This is a genomic window from Hymenobacter psychrophilus (assembly GCF_900107135.1).
Taxonomy (GTDB): Bacteria; Bacteroidota; Bacteroidia; order Cytophagales; family Hymenobacteraceae; genus Hymenobacter; species Hymenobacter psychrophilus.
This window is the reverse complement of record NZ_FNOV01000016.1, coordinates 1-14,534: the sequence shown is the minus strand read 5'-3', so window position 1 is coordinate 14,534 and position 14,534 is coordinate 1. Positions and strand designations below refer to the sequence as shown.

Annotated in this window: 15 protein-coding genes; 2 read left to right on the top strand and 13 right to left on the bottom strand. The window is 61.8% G+C overall.

Annotated elements, in window-relative coordinates:
- The first annotated feature begins 44 nt into the window (after window positions 1-44).
- Window positions 45-1,013, top strand: coding sequence for a GDP-mannose 4,6-dehydratase (locus BLW21_RS18685; protein WP_092743258.1), 969 nt, complete (start codon window positions 45-47; stop codon window positions 1,011-1,013).
- Window positions 1,014-1,132: 119 nt separating this feature from the next.
- Here BLW21_RS18685 and BLW21_RS18680 read toward each other — a convergent pair whose 3' ends face one another.
- The 12 genes from BLW21_RS18680 to hisG all read right to left on the bottom strand — a co-directional run bounded on the left by BLW21_RS18680 (window position 1,133) and on the right by hisG (window position 12,436).
- Complete coding sequence (locus tag BLW21_RS18680) at window positions 1,133-1,825, bottom strand: lipid-A-disaccharide synthase N-terminal domain-containing protein (RefSeq protein ID WP_092743256.1); 693 nt, start codon at window positions 1,823-1,825, stop codon at window positions 1,133-1,135.
- A gap of 10 nt (window positions 1,826-1,835) precedes the next feature.
- Window positions 1,836-2,624 carry a glycosyltransferase gene (locus tag BLW21_RS18675; protein WP_092743254.1) on the bottom strand — a complete coding sequence of 263 codons (789 nt, stop codon included), beginning with the start codon at window positions 2,622-2,624 and terminating at the stop codon, window positions 1,836-1,838.
- 38 nt (window positions 2,625-2,662) lie between these two features.
- Window positions 2,663-3,625: a gliding motility protein GldB-related protein gene (locus BLW21_RS18670; protein WP_092743252.1), complete on the bottom strand. Its 963-nt coding sequence runs from the start codon at window positions 3,623-3,625 to the stop codon at window positions 2,663-2,665.
- 64 nt (window positions 3,626-3,689) lie between these two features.
- A complete protein-coding gene (locus tag BLW21_RS18665; protein WP_092743250.1) occupies window positions 3,690-4,217 on the bottom strand; it encodes a GNAT family N-acetyltransferase in 528 nt (175 codons plus the stop codon).
- 103 nt (window positions 4,218-4,320) lie between these two features.
- Entirely contained in the window at window positions 4,321-4,962 is a 642-nt protein-coding gene (gene hisIE / locus BLW21_RS18660; RefSeq protein ID WP_092743248.1) for a bifunctional phosphoribosyl-AMP cyclohydrolase/phosphoribosyl-ATP diphosphatase HisIE, read from the bottom strand.
- A gap of 124 nt (window positions 4,963-5,086) precedes the next feature.
- Complete coding sequence (gene hisF, locus BLW21_RS18655) at window positions 5,087-5,845, bottom strand: imidazole glycerol phosphate synthase subunit HisF (RefSeq protein WP_092743246.1); 759 nt, start codon at window positions 5,843-5,845, stop codon at window positions 5,087-5,089.
- A 146-nt stretch (window positions 5,846-5,991) separates the two neighbouring features.
- On the bottom strand, window positions 5,992-6,708 hold the full coding sequence (hisA, locus tag BLW21_RS18650) for a 1-(5-phosphoribosyl)-5-[(5-phosphoribosylamino)methylideneamino]imidazole-4-carboxamide isomerase (protein ID WP_092743244.1): 717 nt from the start codon (window positions 6,706-6,708) through the stop codon (window positions 5,992-5,994).
- A 133-nt stretch (window positions 6,709-6,841) separates the two neighbouring features.
- Entirely contained in the window at window positions 6,842-7,435 is a 594-nt protein-coding gene (hisH, locus tag BLW21_RS18645; RefSeq protein WP_092743242.1) for an imidazole glycerol phosphate synthase subunit HisH, read from the bottom strand.
- A 233-nt stretch (window positions 7,436-7,668) separates the two neighbouring features.
- Window positions 7,669-8,778, bottom strand: a complete 1,110-nt coding sequence (gene hisB, locus BLW21_RS18640) for a bifunctional histidinol-phosphatase/imidazoleglycerol-phosphate dehydratase HisB (protein WP_092743240.1) — start codon at window positions 8,776-8,778, stop codon at window positions 7,669-7,671.
- Between the two features lie 161 nt (window positions 8,779-8,939).
- A complete protein-coding gene (gene hisC, locus BLW21_RS18635; protein ID WP_092743238.1) occupies window positions 8,940-9,992 on the bottom strand; it encodes a histidinol-phosphate transaminase in 1,053 nt (350 codons plus the stop codon).
- Between the two features lie 189 nt (window positions 9,993-10,181).
- Window positions 10,182-11,492, bottom strand: a complete 1,311-nt coding sequence (gene hisD, locus BLW21_RS18630; RefSeq protein WP_092743236.1) for a histidinol dehydrogenase — start codon at window positions 11,490-11,492, stop codon at window positions 10,182-10,184.
- A gap of 92 nt (window positions 11,493-11,584) precedes the next feature.
- Complete coding sequence (hisG, locus tag BLW21_RS18625) at window positions 11,585-12,436, bottom strand: ATP phosphoribosyltransferase (RefSeq protein WP_092743234.1); 852 nt, start codon at window positions 12,434-12,436, stop codon at window positions 11,585-11,587.
- A 577-nt stretch (window positions 12,437-13,013) separates the two neighbouring features.
- Between hisG and BLW21_RS18620 the strand changes: the two genes are divergently transcribed.
- On the top strand, window positions 13,014-13,985 hold the full coding sequence (locus BLW21_RS18620; protein WP_139255314.1) for a DUF2911 domain-containing protein: 972 nt from the start codon (window positions 13,014-13,016) through the stop codon (window positions 13,983-13,985).
- Between the two features lie 260 nt (window positions 13,986-14,245).
- Here BLW21_RS18620 and BLW21_RS18610 read toward each other — a convergent pair.
- Window positions 14,246-14,534, bottom strand: a 289-nt coding sequence (locus tag BLW21_RS18610; RefSeq protein ID WP_217633892.1) for a transposase, incomplete at its 5' end; no start/stop codon positions are given.

The following is a 14,534-nucleotide window of genomic DNA, read 5'->3' as shown; positions in this document are numbered from 1 at the left end:
GACTGGCCCATTGGGCCCAATTGACCTCTTCCCTGCCTCTTTTCATGGCTTCCATTCTGCTAACAGGTTGCGCGGGCTTTATTGGCTCGCACCTGGCGGAGCGCCTGCTCCACGACGGCCACCGCGTCATCGGCCTCGACAACTTCGATCCTTTCTACGACCGCGCCAGCAAGGAGCGCAACCTGGCCGCCTGCCGGGCCCACCCGCGCTTCAGCTTCCACGAAACCGACCTGCGCCGCGGACCCGACGCGCTGGTCGACGCGCTGCCCGCCGATCCGGTGGACGTAGTAGTGCATCTGGCGGCCAAAGCCGGCGTCGGGCCTTCGGTACGGGAACCCGCCGCCTACCTCGAAAACAACGTGCTCGGCACGGCCCACCTGCTGGAATGGATGCGCCAGCGCGACATCGAGAAGCTGTTTTTTGCCTCCTCCTCCTCGGTGTACGGCAACACCCGCGAGCAGCCCTTTCGCGAGGACATGCCCCTGCTGGCCAGCTGCATTTCGCCCTACGCAGCCTCCAAACTCAGCGGCGAGCAGCTCACGGCTACCTACCACCACCTCTACGGGCTCGACGTACTCAACGCCCGGTTCTTTACCGTGTATGGCCCCCGCCAGCGCCCCGACCTGGCCATCCATAAGTTTGTGCGCCTGCTGCGGGCCGGCCAGGCCATTCCGGTGTTCGGCGACGGCAGCACGGCCCGCGACTATACCTTCGTACTCGATACGGTGGACGGTATCAGCCGGGGCGTGGACTACCTGCTGGCACACCAGGGCGTGTATGAAACCCTGAACCTGGGCAACAACTGCCCTGTGCCCCTGCTGGACCTGATTGCCGCCGTAGGCCGGGCCGTAGGGGTGGAGCCTCGGCTGGAGCTGCAGCCCATGCAGCCCGGCGACGTAGACGTAACCTACGCCGACATCAGCAAGGCCCGGCAGCTGCTCGGCTACGCGCCACAGACAAATTTGGAAGACGGCCTGCGGACTTTCGTGGATTGGCTGGCCGCCCCCCAGTAGCCGACTTCCCGCCGCTGGCTGCGGGCCGGTCTGCTGCACCAGAAAGAGCATGGTCCCCGACTCTCTGAGTCGGGGACCATGCTCTTTCTGGTTAGTTACGCTTCGGGTTCGGAAAAGTGTCAGGAGCGGATGTTCGACTTGCTGTTGACGTGGGGCAGGACCACGGGCGACACCCCGCGTAGCTCCCGCCGCAGCAGCACCATGTTGCGGGCGTAAACGACCGTCCCGAATACGTTGCCGATAATGAGCACCACATCGCGGCGCAGAACGGCGTAGGCCAGAATCAGCAACGAACCGACCAGGCTGATTACCCAGAAGCTCAGCGGCAGGCTCGACTCGCCCCGGCGCTCGGAATAAATCCACTGATACACGAAGCGCAGCAGGAAGATGGCCTGCCCCACGGTGCCTAGCAGCAGCAGCCCGCCCGGAATTTCGGTCCCCAGCATGGCCCGCAGGCTGAAATGACGGTTGCCGGCCACAAACCAGCTCAGCAGCGCCACCGGCAGCACGTAAGCCGCGGCCCGGAACCCGGCGCTAAGCTTGCCCCACTCGCCCAGCAGCTGCAGGTTGCGCACGTAGATGGCGTAGCTGATGAGCTGGGCCCCCAGAATAACCGGGTCGTGGCGCAGCAGGCCGTAAACAATCATCAGCAGCGACGAAACCAGGCTGATTTGCCAGAACAGCGTGGGCACCAGCACCCGCTTGGCCCGCTCGCTCTGAATCCACTGCAGCACGATGCGGCTCGAAAACAGCAGCTGCGACACCAGCCCAATTACCAGGGCCACGTTGGCCGTTGTCAGGAGCGACTTCATAGCGGCCCGCTTACTGGTCGGTTACCGGTTTGAGGACCTCGGGCTGGCACTCGGGCTGGCGCTGCTGCTCCCCGATTTCGTAGTTCTTCCAGCGGCTGCGGATCCAGCGGAAACCGAACGTGTCGACCAGCGGCTTCCAGGCCCGGTTCCAGAGGTTGTACTTGGCCGTGCCGGCAAAGCGCGGGAAGTGGCGCACCGGCAGCTGCTTGACTTTGCCGCCCTGCAGCTGCACGAGCGCGCCCAAAAAGCGGTGCATGCCGTGAAACAGCGGCAGCCGGCGGGCATAGTCGGTTTTAATGATTTTCAACGGGCAGCCCGTATCCTGAATCCCGTCGTTGATGAGCGTACGACGCACGCCGTTGGCCACTTTCGAGGAGAGTTTTTTCACGAGCGTATCCTGCCGCTTGGCCCGGATACCGTTGACCATATCGAACGCGGGAAAGAACTCAAAAAAGCCCAGAAAATCGAGCGGGGTGGTCTGGATGTCGGAATCGATATAGCCAATGAGCGTGGTGCGCACATGGTCGATACCGGCTTTGATGGCCGTGCTCAGGCCCCGGTTCTGGCTCAGGCTGATGAACTCGTAGCCCGGCTTACGGCCGCACACGTCCCGCAGAATGGCCAGCGAACCGTCGGTAGAGCCGTCGTTGACGAACAGCACGGTAGTGGCAACCGGCGTCTGGGCCAGAAACTTGTCCATTTCCACCACAAACTGCCCCAGGCTTTCTTCTTCGTTGTATACGGGCACGAGCACCGTTAGGCTTTGCTGGGACAGGTAGGCAGGGTTGGCAGCGGACATACTGGGCGGTAAGGAAATGGGCCGGCAAGGTACAACGGCTACCGGGAACTCATTTTCGCGGCATAGCTACTGCGGGCCAGCAAGTCGTTGAAATCCTTGGTTTCAAGCAATTCGGCCAGGGCCCGCCGCTTGTCGGGAACCTGCTCGTAGTAGGCCTGGCAGATGCGGTAACCCACGTAGTAGCCCAGGTCGCAGGGTCGCTCGGCCGTCTCCTGCTTCGAGTTGGCCAGCCAGTTGCGCGGGTCGCGCCCATTCATTTCGGGCACAAACTCGCGCCAGAGTTGCTGCTCGTGGGCATTGCCGTACAGGTGCAGGCGGGCATTACCGCCGGGCTGGCCCGTTACCAGCTCGGCCACGAAGTCGGCCATTCCCTCCCGAATAACGCCCCCGAGCAGCGTTCCATCGTGGGGCTGCTGCACGTTATGCACCATCTCGTGGGTGATTACGGCCGGCAAATCGGCCACCGCCCCGCACCGGTTGCGCTGCACCAGCGTCAGTTCCGCCGTATCCACCCCCGGCCCGCAGCTCGTTTGCTCAGCCTCCATCAGCAGGCCGACCGGCTGGGCGGTGCTGCCGGCAAAACCGCCCATCAGAAAGTAGGCATCGTTGAACCGGACCGGCGGATACAGCTGCTGGAGCCGCCGGAAAGCCGCCAGAATCTGTGGTTTCTGCGAGGCAACGGCCAAGGTAGCGGGCCGGATGGAAGCGTAGAAGCGGGGACGCTGACTAATGCTGCGGGCAAATCGCCGGGCGTCGCCCTGGTATTTGCGGGCGAAATAATCGCGCAGCCCTGGCGAACCCTTGGCGAAATACTGCTCCGCGAAGACCCGGCCGGCCTGCGCCGTGTCGCGCATCGCCGCCGGATAAGCCACCCAGAAAAGGTCGATGTCAGTGCTTATCAGGTCTACTGCGGCTACTTCGGCAGTTCGGCGGCTACTCGTGCATTGGGTCAGGAAAAGCCCCGCCATCAGAACAATTACGGGCAACTTATTTTGTCGCATCGTCAGACTTAGTAGATAATTTCTCCAACATATAAAACATATAACAGACTGTGCAGGCAGATCATCAGGCGTGCCATTCCGCCCGCAGAACCGACATCAGGAGTTTGTCGTGAAACGCGCCATCCCGGTAACAGGCCTGGCGCAGGCGACCTTCCAGCTGGAAACCGGCCCGCAGGTAGGCCGTTACGCCACCCTGGTTGGGCTCAGAAACCGTGAGCATAATGCGGTGCAGCTGCAGCTGTTCGAAGCCCAGCGCAACCACCCGCCGGGTTACCTCCGTCCCGATTCCCTGCCCCCAATATCGTTTTTCGCCCAGCAGGATAAAGTACTCGCCGGAGCAGTTGTGGCGGGAAATCCCGGAAATGCCGGCGTAGCCGATTAACTCGTCAGTGCCGGTCAGGTAGATGCCCAGGGAATGACTGTTGGTATCCTGCAACGTGGCCGCCAGCCACTGCTCCACCTGCGGAAGCGTATGCGGGCGTTGAAAAGCCGTGAGCGAATACCTGACCGCCACCGGGTCGCTGATCCAGCGGTGGAAAACCGCGGCCTGGTCGGCGTGGAGCGGGGCTAAGTGGATAGAGGGAACCGGCATGAGAAACTATCAGAATATCAGAATAAAGGAATAGAAACAGAAAAACGCTGCCCGGATGCTGTTAAAGCGCACGAGCAGCGTTTTGACAGGACAAAGCCCGTACTTACTCCGGCCGGCGCACGCCCCCCGAAATGGTGCTGTGCCGGGCCCGCAGCACCTCCACCACGTCTTCCAACGACAACCCCGAGGCCGTCAGCAGGACCAACAAATGGTATAACAGGTCGGCGGCTTCGCCCTTGAGGCCCTCCACGTTGCCGCCTACGGCGTCGATAACGGTTTCCACGGCCTCCTCCCCTACTTTCTGGGCAATTTTGGGCATGCCCTTGCGGAAGAGCGAGGCGGTATACGACTTGGGGTCCTCGTCGGGAAACTGATGGCGGCGTTGCACCAGGCGCTCCAGCTCCGCAATGAAGCTCACGGCCGGGGCCGGGTAAGCCGTCTGGGCGGGCTGCTCGAAGCAGCTGGTGGTACCCCGGTGGCAGGTCGGGCCGTCGGGAATGGCGCGGATCAGCAGCGCGTCCTGGTCGCAGTCCTCGTGCTCGCTCACCACGGTCAGGTAGTTGCCCGACGTTTCGCCCTTGGTCCAGAGGCGCTGCTTGGAGCGGGAAAAGAACGTCACGCGGCCCGTTTCGCGGGTCACGCGCTGGGCCTCCTCGTTCTGGTAGCCCAGCATGAGCACCTGGCCCGTGGCGGCGTCCTGCACAATCACGGGAATCAGCCCATCGGGCATTTTGGCAAAATCCATTTGGTGTTAGTTTTTGGTGGGTGGTTTTTGGTTTTTGGTTGATGTTCTTTTTCAACTTCTGGCTGCTGGAATGATTTCTCATCCCCGAGCCAAAAACCAAAAACCACCCACCAAAAACCAACCGCTACAGCCGCATCGGGATACCGTCGCGGCGCAGGTGTTCTTTCAGCTCGCGGATGCCGATTTCGCCGAAGTGGAAGATGCTGGCGGCGAGGCCGGCGTCGGCCTGGGCTTGTTGGAAAACGTTGGTGAAGTCCTGCTTGGAGCCGGCCCCGCCCGAGGCAATGACCGGGATGGTCACGGCCCGGCTCACGGCCCCGGTAATGTCGAGGGCGAAGCCGTCCTTGGTGCCGTCGTTGCTCATGGAGGTGAGCAGGATTTCGCCCGCGCCCCGGTCGGCGGCCTCGCGGCACCACTGCACGGCGTCGCGGCCGGTGTTGTTGGTGCCGGCCCGGGTGTACACCTGCCAGCCGTCGGCGTCGTTGAAGCGGGCGTCGGCGGCCACCACGATGCACTGGGAACCGAAGCGGGCGGCCAGCTCGTCAATCAGCTCGGGCCGGGCCAGGGCGGCCGAATTAATGCTCACCTTGTCGGCCCCGTTCATCAGCAGCGCCTCCACATCGGAAATAGTGCCGATGCCCCCGCCCACGGTGAAGGGTATGTCCAGCTCCCGGGCCACGTCGCGCACCAGGGCCACGAGCGTCGCCCGCTTCTGGTTGGTGGCCGTGATGTCGAGGAACACCAGCTCGTCGGCTCCCTCGCGGGCGTAGCGCGAGGCCAGCGCCACCGGGTCGCCGGCGTCGCGCAGCCCCTCAAAGCGGACGCCCTTCACGGTGCGCCCGTCCTTCACATCGAGGCAGGGAATGATTCGTTTGGTTAGCATATGAGTGGTCAGAGTAAACTGTCATCCTGAGCAGAGCGAAGGACCTTATCACGTAGACACGACTCCGTTGATAGGTATTCCTCAAACGTAATAAGGTCCTTCGCTCCGCTCAGGATGACAGAAGAACCAACAGTTAAACACAACGCCTACAGCCAGGGCTGCAGCTGCTCCAGCGTAATCGTGCCTTCGTAGATGGCCTTGCCAATGATGGCCCCGTGCATGCCCACGGCCGCCAGCGCTTCCACGTCGGCAATGGTGGTCACGCCGCCGCTGGCAATGAGCTCGGCGGCGGGCAGCTGCTCCCGCAGCTCGGTGTAGGTAGCCAGCGACGGGCCTTGGAGCTTGCCGTCCTTGCTCACGTCGGTGCAGATAAAGGTGGTGGCCCCGGTGGCGAGGTAGTTCTCCACGAACTCGCGCAGGGTCCGCTCGCTCTGCTCGGCCCAGGCGTTGATGGAAATGTGGTTGTCGCGGTAATCGGCCCCGATGATGATGCGCTCGGCCCCGAAGGTGCGGAGCCAGCCGGTCACGGTTTCGGGCTCGCGGACGGCAATGCTGCCGGCCGTAATCTGCCGGGCCCCAGCGTCGAAGGCCTGGCGCACGGCCGCCTCACTCTGCAGCCCGCCCCCGAAGTCGATGTGCAGGTTGGTGTAGCGGGCAATGCGTTCGAGCACCGGCAGGTTCACGGGCTGCTTGGCCCGGGCCCCGTCGAGGTCCACGAGGTGCAGGCGCTTCACGCCGGCGGCTTCGAAGCGTTGGGCCACGGCCAGCGGGTCGGAATCGTAGGTGGTCTGCTGGGCAAAGTCGCCCTCCGTCAGGCGCACGCACTGGCCGTTAATGAGGTCGATGGCGGGAATGATGTTCATGAAGTGATGTAGAACAGATCATCTGTCATCCTGAGCGGAGCGAAGGACCTTATTAAAACAGAACGACACTCGTAGTAGTGACTTGTTCCGACGTGATAAGGTCCTTCGCTCCGCTCAGGATGACAGGGAGAGATTACAGCTTGAGAAAATTTTCCAGAATGCGGGTGCCGACGGGGCCGCTCTTTTCGGTGTGGAACTGCACGGCGTAGAAGTTCTCGTGCTGGACGGCGGCGCTAAAGGGCGCGGGGTACGCGGCCTCGGCAATGGTGTAGTCGCCTACCGGGGCGTAGTAGCTGTGCACAAAGTACACGTAGTCCTCGGCGCTGAGGCCCTCGAACAGCGGACTGCGCAGGGTCTGCAGGTTGTTCCAGCCCATGTGCGGCACCTTGTGCTCCGGCGCGGCAGACTGAAAGCGTACCACGTCGAAGGGCAGAATCCCGAGCATGTCGGTACCGCCGCCTTCCTGGGTGTGGCGGCCCAGCAGCTGCATCCCGAGGCAGATGCCAAGGAAGGGTTGCGTGAGCGTCGGCAGTAGCTCGTCCAGGCCCTGGGCCCGCAGCTCCTTCATGGCAGAAGCTGCTTCACCCTCGCCCGGGAACAGCACCTTATCGGCCCGGCGCAGCACGTCATGGTCGGCTGTGAGCGTGGCCTGCACGCCCAGCCGTTCCAGCGCAAATAGCACTGACTGCACGTTGCCGCCTTTGTAATCAACTATGGCTATTTTCATTTGAACATATCTAGAAAAAAGGCTGCTTATTCTTTTGTTTAAACAAATATGTAAAGACATTCCAGCCTAGCCGTGCTTCTAAATCAGTCTTTCTGAGCAGAGCGCAGAACCTTATCATGAGTGGGCAAAACGTGTGGACGTGATAAGGTCCTTCGCTCTGCTCAGGATGACAACCTTACAAGCAACGTGTTTCAGCTCAGTATTTTATCCATTTGTTTATACAAATGGATAAACTATAAAATGCCTTTCGTGCTGGGGATTTCCATGCGGCCGGCGTCGCGCACCAGGGCCATCTTGATGGACTTGGCTACCGCTTTGAAGATGGCTTCAATCTTATGGTGCTCGTTCTGGCCCTCGGCTTTAATGTTGAGGTTGCAGCGGGCGGCGTCGGAGAAGCTTTTGAAGAAATGGTAAAACATCTCGCAGGGCATATCCCCTACTCTTTCGCGCTTGAACTCGGCGTCCCACACAATCCAGGGTCGGCCTGAGAAGTCGATGGCGGCCTGGGCCAGCACGTCGTCCATGGGCAGCAGGAAGCCGTAGCGAGCCAGGCCGCGCTTGTCGCCGAGGGCCTGGGTGAAGGCTTCGCCCAAGGCAATGGCCGTGTCCTCGATGGTGTGATGCTCGTCGATGTGCAGGTCGCCCTGCACATTGATTTTCATATCCACGCCCGAGTGCTTGCTGAGCTGGTCGAGCATGTGGTCAAAGAAGCCCAGGCCGGTGTGCATCTCGGGGCGGCCGTTGCCGTCGAGGTTGAGTTCGATGCTGATTTTGGTTTCGTTCGTGTCGCGCTGGACCACGGCGGTGCGGGCGGGCAGGCGCAGGAACTGGTATATTTTTTCCCAGCTCATAGTCGTGAGGGCAGCGCGCTCGTCCTCCTCCCCTTCCGGCTTCAGCAGGATGGACTGGCACCCCAGGTTCTGGGCCAGCTCCACGTCGGTCAGCCGGTCGCCGAGGACGAAGGAATTTTTGAGGTCGTACGCGCCTTCGCCCAGGTACTGCGTGAGCATGCCGGTACCGGGCTTGCGGGTGGGCAGGTTCTCGTGGGGGAAGCTCCGGTCGATATGCTCCCGCGCGAACTCCACGCCTTCCGAGCGCAGCACGTCGAGCATCATGTTGTGAGCCGGCCAGAAGGTATCCTCCGGGTAGCTCGCAGTTCCGAGGCCGTCCTGGTTGCTCACCAACACCAGCTCGTAATCCAGCTCGCGGGCAATGCGCGCCAGGCCGGTGATGGCGCCGGGCACGAACTGAAATTTTTCCCGCGTCAGCGCGTCCACCTGAAAATCCGTCGGCGGCTCGATGAGGATGGTCCCGTCGCGGTCAATGAAGAGTACTTTTTTCATGAGTTGGTTTTAAAAGCCATTGTCATGCTGAGCGAAGGCGCAGCCGCAGTCTAAGCATCTCTACTGCAATGCTAATTACTTATTACAACGAAGCGGTAGAGATGCTTCGACTGCGGCTGCGCCTTCGCTCAGCATGACGTTCCTTTACTCCTTACTATATACTACCCCGCAAACTCCCGCAGGGCCTCAAGCAGCAGCTCGTTTTCCTGGGGCGTGCCCACGGTGAGGCGAAGCGTGCCGGCGCAGCCGGGCTGGGTGGTACGGTTGCGCACGATGATGCCGCGGCCCACCAGGAAATCGTAGAGGGCCGTGGCGTCGGGCTTGAAGCGGACCAGCAAAAAGTTGGCATCCGAGGGAAATACTTCCGCCACGATGGGCAGCGCGGGCAGACGCTCGGCTAGCCAGTCGCGGCCGGTCAGCAGCTGCCGACGCAGCTCCTCGAAGCGGGGCGCGTCGTGGAGGGCGGCCAGGGCGTGCTGCTGGGTGGCTTCCGAGATGTTGTAGGGCGGCTTGATTTTATTGAGGTAGCCGATGACTTCCGGCGAGGCGAAGGCCATGCCCAAACGTAGGCCGGCCAGGCCCCAGGCTTTGGAGAAGGTTTGCAGCACCACCAGATTCGGGAATTCGGCGAGGCGGGTGGTCCAGCTGGCGGCCGGCGCAAAGTCGGCGTAGGCCTCATCCACCACCACCAAGCCGCGGAAACCGCGCAGAATTTCCTCAATGGCTTCCGCGTGCAGCAGGTTGCCGCTGGGGTTGTTGGGCGAGCAGAGCCACACCAGCTTCGCCTCCGAAGCCAACACCCCGGCCACGATTTCGGGCGAGAGCTGGAAGTCGGGTGTTAACTGGAGGCGCTCCACGCGCACATCATTGAGGTTGGCGGCTACCTCGTACATGCCATAAGTTGGCGGCAGGATGAGCAGGCTGTCCTGGCCGGGCACGCAGGTCAGGCGCACGAGCAGGTCGATGGCTTCATCGGAACCGTTGCCGAGGAAAATCTGCTTAGCGGCCACGCCTTTTAGCTGGGCCAGCTCGGCCTTCACGGCCCGCTGCTGGGGGTCGGGGTAGCGGTTGAACCGCTCGGGGCCGGCGCTGCCGAGGCTGTTCTCGTTGGCATCGAGCATGACCTGGGCCTCGCCCTGAAATTCGTCGCGGGCCGACGAGTAGGGCTTCATGCCCCGGATGTTGGGCCGCACGAGGCTATCTAAGTTGAACATGAATCGCTGATTTGCGCTAATTGGGATGATGACGCTGATTTTTTTCTGACAGGGTACAAGAACTGTCATGCTGAGCGCAGCGGAGTCGAAGCATCTCTGCCGCAATGCTAATCCTGTCGGCTGATTTGGCAACACAGCGAAGCGGTAGAGATGCTTCGACTCCGCTGCGCTCAGCATGACGTTCTGTAGTTATTCCTGGGTCCCGCCAGCCAACGACTCCAGGCGGAGCGTGACGGCGCGGGCGTGGGCGCGGAGGCCTTCGGCTTCGGCCATGGTTTCGACTACCGGACCCACGTTGAGCAAACCTTCAGCAGTCAGGCGCTGGAAGGTAATTTTCTTCAGGAACGAATCCAGCGACACGCCGCTGTAGTTGCGGGCATAGCCGTTGGTGGGCAGCGTGTGGTTGGTGCCCGAGGCGTAGTCGCCCACGGCTTCCGGGGTCAGATGGCCCAGGAATACGGAGCCGGCATTGGTAACGTCCTCGGCCAGCTTCTCGGGGTTGCGCACGGCCAGAATCAGGTGCTCGGGGGCGTACTCATTCGAGAAGTCGAGCATCTCCTGCGGGGTTTCCAGCAGAATGGCGCGGCTTTCGGTGAGGGCCTGGGCGGCCACTTCGGCCCGGGGCAGGTCCCGCAGCTGACGTTCGACTTCAGCCTTGGTCTGCTCCAACATAGACAAGGAGTCGGAGAGCAGGATCACCTGGGAATCGGGGCCGTGTTCGGCCTGGCTGAGCAGGTCGGCGGCCACGAAGGCCGGTTTGGCCGATTCATCGGCTATAACCAGTACCTCCGACGGGCCGGCCGGCATATCGATGGCCACGCCGTAGCGGGTGGCCAGCTGTTTGGCGGCCGTCACGTAGCGGTTGCCAGGACCGAAAATCTTGTCCACGGCCGGCACCGAAGCCGTGCCGCCGCTCAGGGCGGCCACGGCCTGGGCCCCGCCGGCTTTCACGATGGTCGTGATGCCGAGCAGTTGGGCGGTGAACAGGATAACCGGGTTCACCGAGCCATTCTGCTGGGGTGGGGTGCAGAGCACGATTTGGGGGCAGCCAGCCAGCTTGGCCGGCACGCCCAGCATAAGCAGGGTGCTGAACAACGGCGCGGTGCCGCCGGGAATATAAAGGCCCACCCGCTGCACGGGCACCGCCCGCCGCCAGCAGCTCACGCCGGGCATCGTTTCCACCCGCTCTTCGGCCGGCACCTGGGCCTGGTGAAAGCGGAGAATATTGGCGTGGGCCTGCCGGATAGCCGTTTGCAGCTCCGAAGGAACCTGAGCCGCAGCGGCCGCCAGCTCCTCGGGCCCCACGCGCAAACCGCCGGCGGCCGAGAGGTCGGCGCGGTCGAATTGCTGGGCATAATCAAGCAGGGCCGCGTCGCCACGCTGGCGCACGTCCTCGAAAATCTGCTGCACCCGCTGCTCTACGTCCTGGGCCTGCTGCTGGGCCGCCCGCTGTTGCAGCGCCGCCCACTCGGGCCGGGAAGGATATTGAACTATCATCATAGCTGTTAGCTGATAGCCGTTAGCTGCTAGCTTTCGTGCTGCGAGCCTCCGATTGGAAGCTAACAGCTCTCAGCTACTAGCTAACAGCTGAGTTAGCTGATCATTTTCTCAATCGGGAGGACCAGGATGCCTTCGGCACCGACGGCTTTGAGCTGGCTGGTGATGTGCCAGAAGTCGTCCTCGTTTACCACCGACTGCACCGAAACCCAGCCTTCTTCGGCCAGGGGCGTTACGGTGGGCGACTTGATGCCGGGCAGCAGGGCTTTCACCTGGTCGAGGGCGGCGGCGGGGGCATTGAGCAGGATGTACTTGTTGCGGCGGGCGCGGCGCACGGCCTGCATCCGGAACTGCAACTGCTCCAGCAACTCCTTTTTCTCAGCGTTCAGGTTCTGGTTGGCAATGAGCACGGCTTCGGAACGAAACACAGTTTCCACCTCGCGCAGACCGTTGCCCAGCAGCGTCGAGCCGCTGCTCACGATGTCGCAGATGGCCTCGGCCAGCCCGATGCTGGGGGCAATTTCCACCGACCCGCTGATGGTGTGCAGGTGGGCCTGCACGCCCTTCTCGCGCAGGTAGTCGCCCAGAATCTGGGGGTACGAAGTAGCGATGCTCACACCCTGCAAATCCTGGATGGAATCGTAGGCAGCGGCGCGGGGCACGGCCAAGCTCAGGCGGCACTTGCTAAAGCCGAGGCCTTCCACTTCCAGCGCCGGGAAACCGGCTTCCACCAGCACATTCTGGCCCACAATGCCCAGGTCGGCCACGCCATCCTGCACGTAGCCAGGAATGTCGTCGTCGCGCAGATACAGGATTTCGAGCGGGAAGTTGGTGGCTTCGGTTTTGAGCTTGTTGGAAGCGGCGAGGAAGCTGATGCCGCATTCGCGGATCAGGTTCAGGGAGTCTTCGCTTAAGCGGCCGGATTTCTGGATTGCCAGACGGAGCATGTATTTTTAATTAAGAATTAGAAATTAGAAATCAAGAATTGGCCGTTTTTCGGAATTCTTAACTGGTAATTCGGAAAGGTTTGAGAGCCGACTGAGGGGAGACTACAGAACCGACTTAAGGAAAGGATTTGCTGGCAGACCGCGAAGGCTGGGCAGAGGCCAGAAGCCGGCCGGCCCCCTTTTTTCCGGGGGCCGGGGAGCCTGATGCGGCTCGCCCAACGGGTCAATATGATGCGTTTATTCCTCTAGAAAGAGGAATGGTACCCGTGATGATGCCAAGCGGCAGACTCAGACGCGCCGGCCCCGGCCGGGCGGCCCGCTACGGGGGCGGCCGGGTGGCTAAGGGCAGTAAAACGAGGCGCGGAGAAAATCATAAGGGGCTAAGTAGCGGGGCAAATGTACGAGCAGTACAACAGGATGAAAACTTTTCCCCGAAAAAATTATCAAAAAACCGAGAACTTCACGTTTCCCGTAACAGGTCAACCTAGTTTTGGCACCATTGTTACTGTTTGGCTGGTGGTGCGGTTGCCGTGCCGGCTATGTTACAGTTTCCTGACTTGCTTTGTTTTTCGATTTTATGCTGACTGCCCGCTTCCTTGCCCTTCGTTGTGCCCTTCTGTTTGCCCTGACTACCGGTGGCTCACTCGGGGCCCGCGCCCAGCAGACGCCAGCCGCTATTCCCCCGCCCCTGGCCGGCGAGGCAGCCCCGGCCCCGCTGCCCCCGCCTACTACGGGCGTACCAACGGGCATTGAGTTGCTGCTACCCCAGGCCAGCCCCCGCGCCCTGGTGGCCCAGGCTGTGGGCCTCACCGACGTGACGGTGGAGTACCATTCGCCTTCGGTGCGCAGCCGCACCGTGTGGGGCGGGCTGGTGCCCTACGAGCAGGTGTGGCGCGCCGGGGCCAACGAAAACACGCTCATCCGCTTCTCGACGCCGGTGCTGCTAAACGGGCAGAGCGTGCCCGCCGGCCAGTATTCTTACTACGTCATTCCGCACCAGGACCGCGAGTGGGAAGTGGCCTTCAACCGCGTAACCACCCACTGGGGCACCGACGGCTACGACCCGCAGCAGGACATCATCCGGGTGCCGGTCCAGACCGAGCCGGCCCAGTTTCAGGAAAGCCTGCTCTATTGGTTTTCCAACGTGCGGCCCAACGGCGCCCACCTCAACCTGACGTGGGAGAAGCGCACCGTGGTGCTGTTGTTTGAGGTGGAAGTGCACAAGCAGGTGCTGGCTGGCGTCGAGCGGGCCCTGAGCCAGCAGCCCAACGACTGGCAACTGCTGGCCCAGGCCGCCGACTACCTCGTGCAGAACAACCTGCAGCCCGAGCGCGCCTTAGCCTGGATAAACGAGTCTATCCGGCTGCAGAGCGAAGTAAGCAACAACTGGATAAAAGCCCGGCTGCTGGCCCAGCAGCAGGATTACGGCACGGCCATTGTGTATGCCCGCAAAGCCATCAAGCTCGGCGATAAAGACGATGATGCCTTTAAATCGCGCCTGCCCAATATGCGCCTTTCCCTCACCGAGTGGCAGGCCCGGGCGTATTAGTGATTAGTGATTAGTGATTAGTGATTAGTAGAGTACGGGATTGGATTAGTGTGGATGTTTTTTGGACTGAAAACGGTCGTTGCTGGTGGCAGCGGCCGTTTTTTTGTGGTTTAACTTGGCTCACATGGAAGCATTTCTGACCGTCTGCCGCGCCATTCATCCGCTTTCGCCGGGCCTGGAAGCCGAACTTAAGCGGCTGGCGCGGCCCGAAACGCTACCGGCCCGCACTATGGTGCTTGAACCCGGCACCGTAGAGCCTGTTATGGACTGGTGGCCCGGAAAACGCCTTTTGCCAGCAGGAGCGTGACAAAGGCCAGGAAGTGAAATTGCTGCATGGTCAGGGCCAGGCGTTCGTAGTCACGAGCCAAGCGTCGGAAGCGGGCGGCCCAGCCGAAGCTGCGTTCGACGACCCAGCGGCGGGGCAGCAGCACAAAGCCGGTTTGGCCTTCGGGCTTGGCAATAACCTGTAAGTCAATATCGTGCACGGCGGCAGCATACGCGGCGTTTTCGCCCGTGTAGCCCTGGTCGACATAGGCCACCTGCACTTTT

What these genes read in the sequence shown, in the direction of transcription:
- BLW21_RS18620 (WP_139255314.1), top strand. Translation starts at nt 13,014, where the DNA reads ATGCTGACTGCCCGCTTCCTTGCCCTTCGTTGTGCCCTTCTGTTTGCC.
- BLW21_RS18675 (WP_092743254.1), bottom strand. Translation starts at nt 2,624, where the DNA reads ATGTCCGCTGCCAACCCTGCCTACCTGTCCCAGCAAAGCCTAACGGTG.
- BLW21_RS18680 (WP_092743256.1), bottom strand. Translation starts at nt 1,825, where the DNA reads ATGAAGTCGCTCCTGACAACGGCCAACGTGGCCCTGGTAATTGGGCTG.
- hisIE (WP_092743248.1), bottom strand. Translation starts at nt 4,962, where the DNA reads ATGGATTTTGCCAAAATGCCCGATGGGCTGATTCCCGTGATTGTGCAG.
- hisF (WP_092743246.1), bottom strand. Translation starts at nt 5,845, where the DNA reads ATGCTAACCAAACGAATCATTCCCTGCCTCGATGTGAAGGACGGGCGC.
- hisB (WP_092743240.1), bottom strand. Translation starts at nt 8,778, where the DNA reads ATGAAAAAAGTACTCTTCATTGACCGCGACGGGACCATCCTCATCGAG.
- BLW21_RS18670 (WP_092743252.1), bottom strand. Translation starts at nt 3,625, where the DNA reads ATGCGACAAAATAAGTTGCCCGTAATTGTTCTGATGGCGGGGCTTTTC.
- BLW21_RS18665 (WP_092743250.1), bottom strand. Translation starts at nt 4,217, where the DNA reads ATGCCGGTTCCCTCTATCCACTTAGCCCCGCTCCACGCCGACCAGGCC.
- hisA (WP_092743244.1), bottom strand. Translation starts at nt 6,708, where the DNA reads ATGAACATCATTCCCGCCATCGACCTCATTAACGGCCAGTGCGTGCGC.
- hisC (WP_092743238.1), bottom strand. Translation starts at nt 9,992, where the DNA reads ATGTTCAACTTAGATAGCCTCGTGCGGCCCAACATCCGGGGCATGAAG.
- BLW21_RS18685 (WP_092743258.1), top strand. Translation starts at nt 45, where the DNA reads ATGGCTTCCATTCTGCTAACAGGTTGCGCGGGCTTTATTGGCTCGCAC.
- hisH (WP_092743242.1), bottom strand. Translation starts at nt 7,435, where the DNA reads ATGAAAATAGCCATAGTTGATTACAAAGGCGGCAACGTGCAGTCAGTG.
- hisG (WP_092743234.1), bottom strand. Translation starts at nt 12,436, where the DNA reads ATGCTCCGTCTGGCAATCCAGAAATCCGGCCGCTTAAGCGAAGACTCC.
- hisD (WP_092743236.1), bottom strand. Translation starts at nt 11,492, where the DNA reads ATGATGATAGTTCAATATCCTTCCCGGCCCGAGTGGGCGGCGCTGCAA.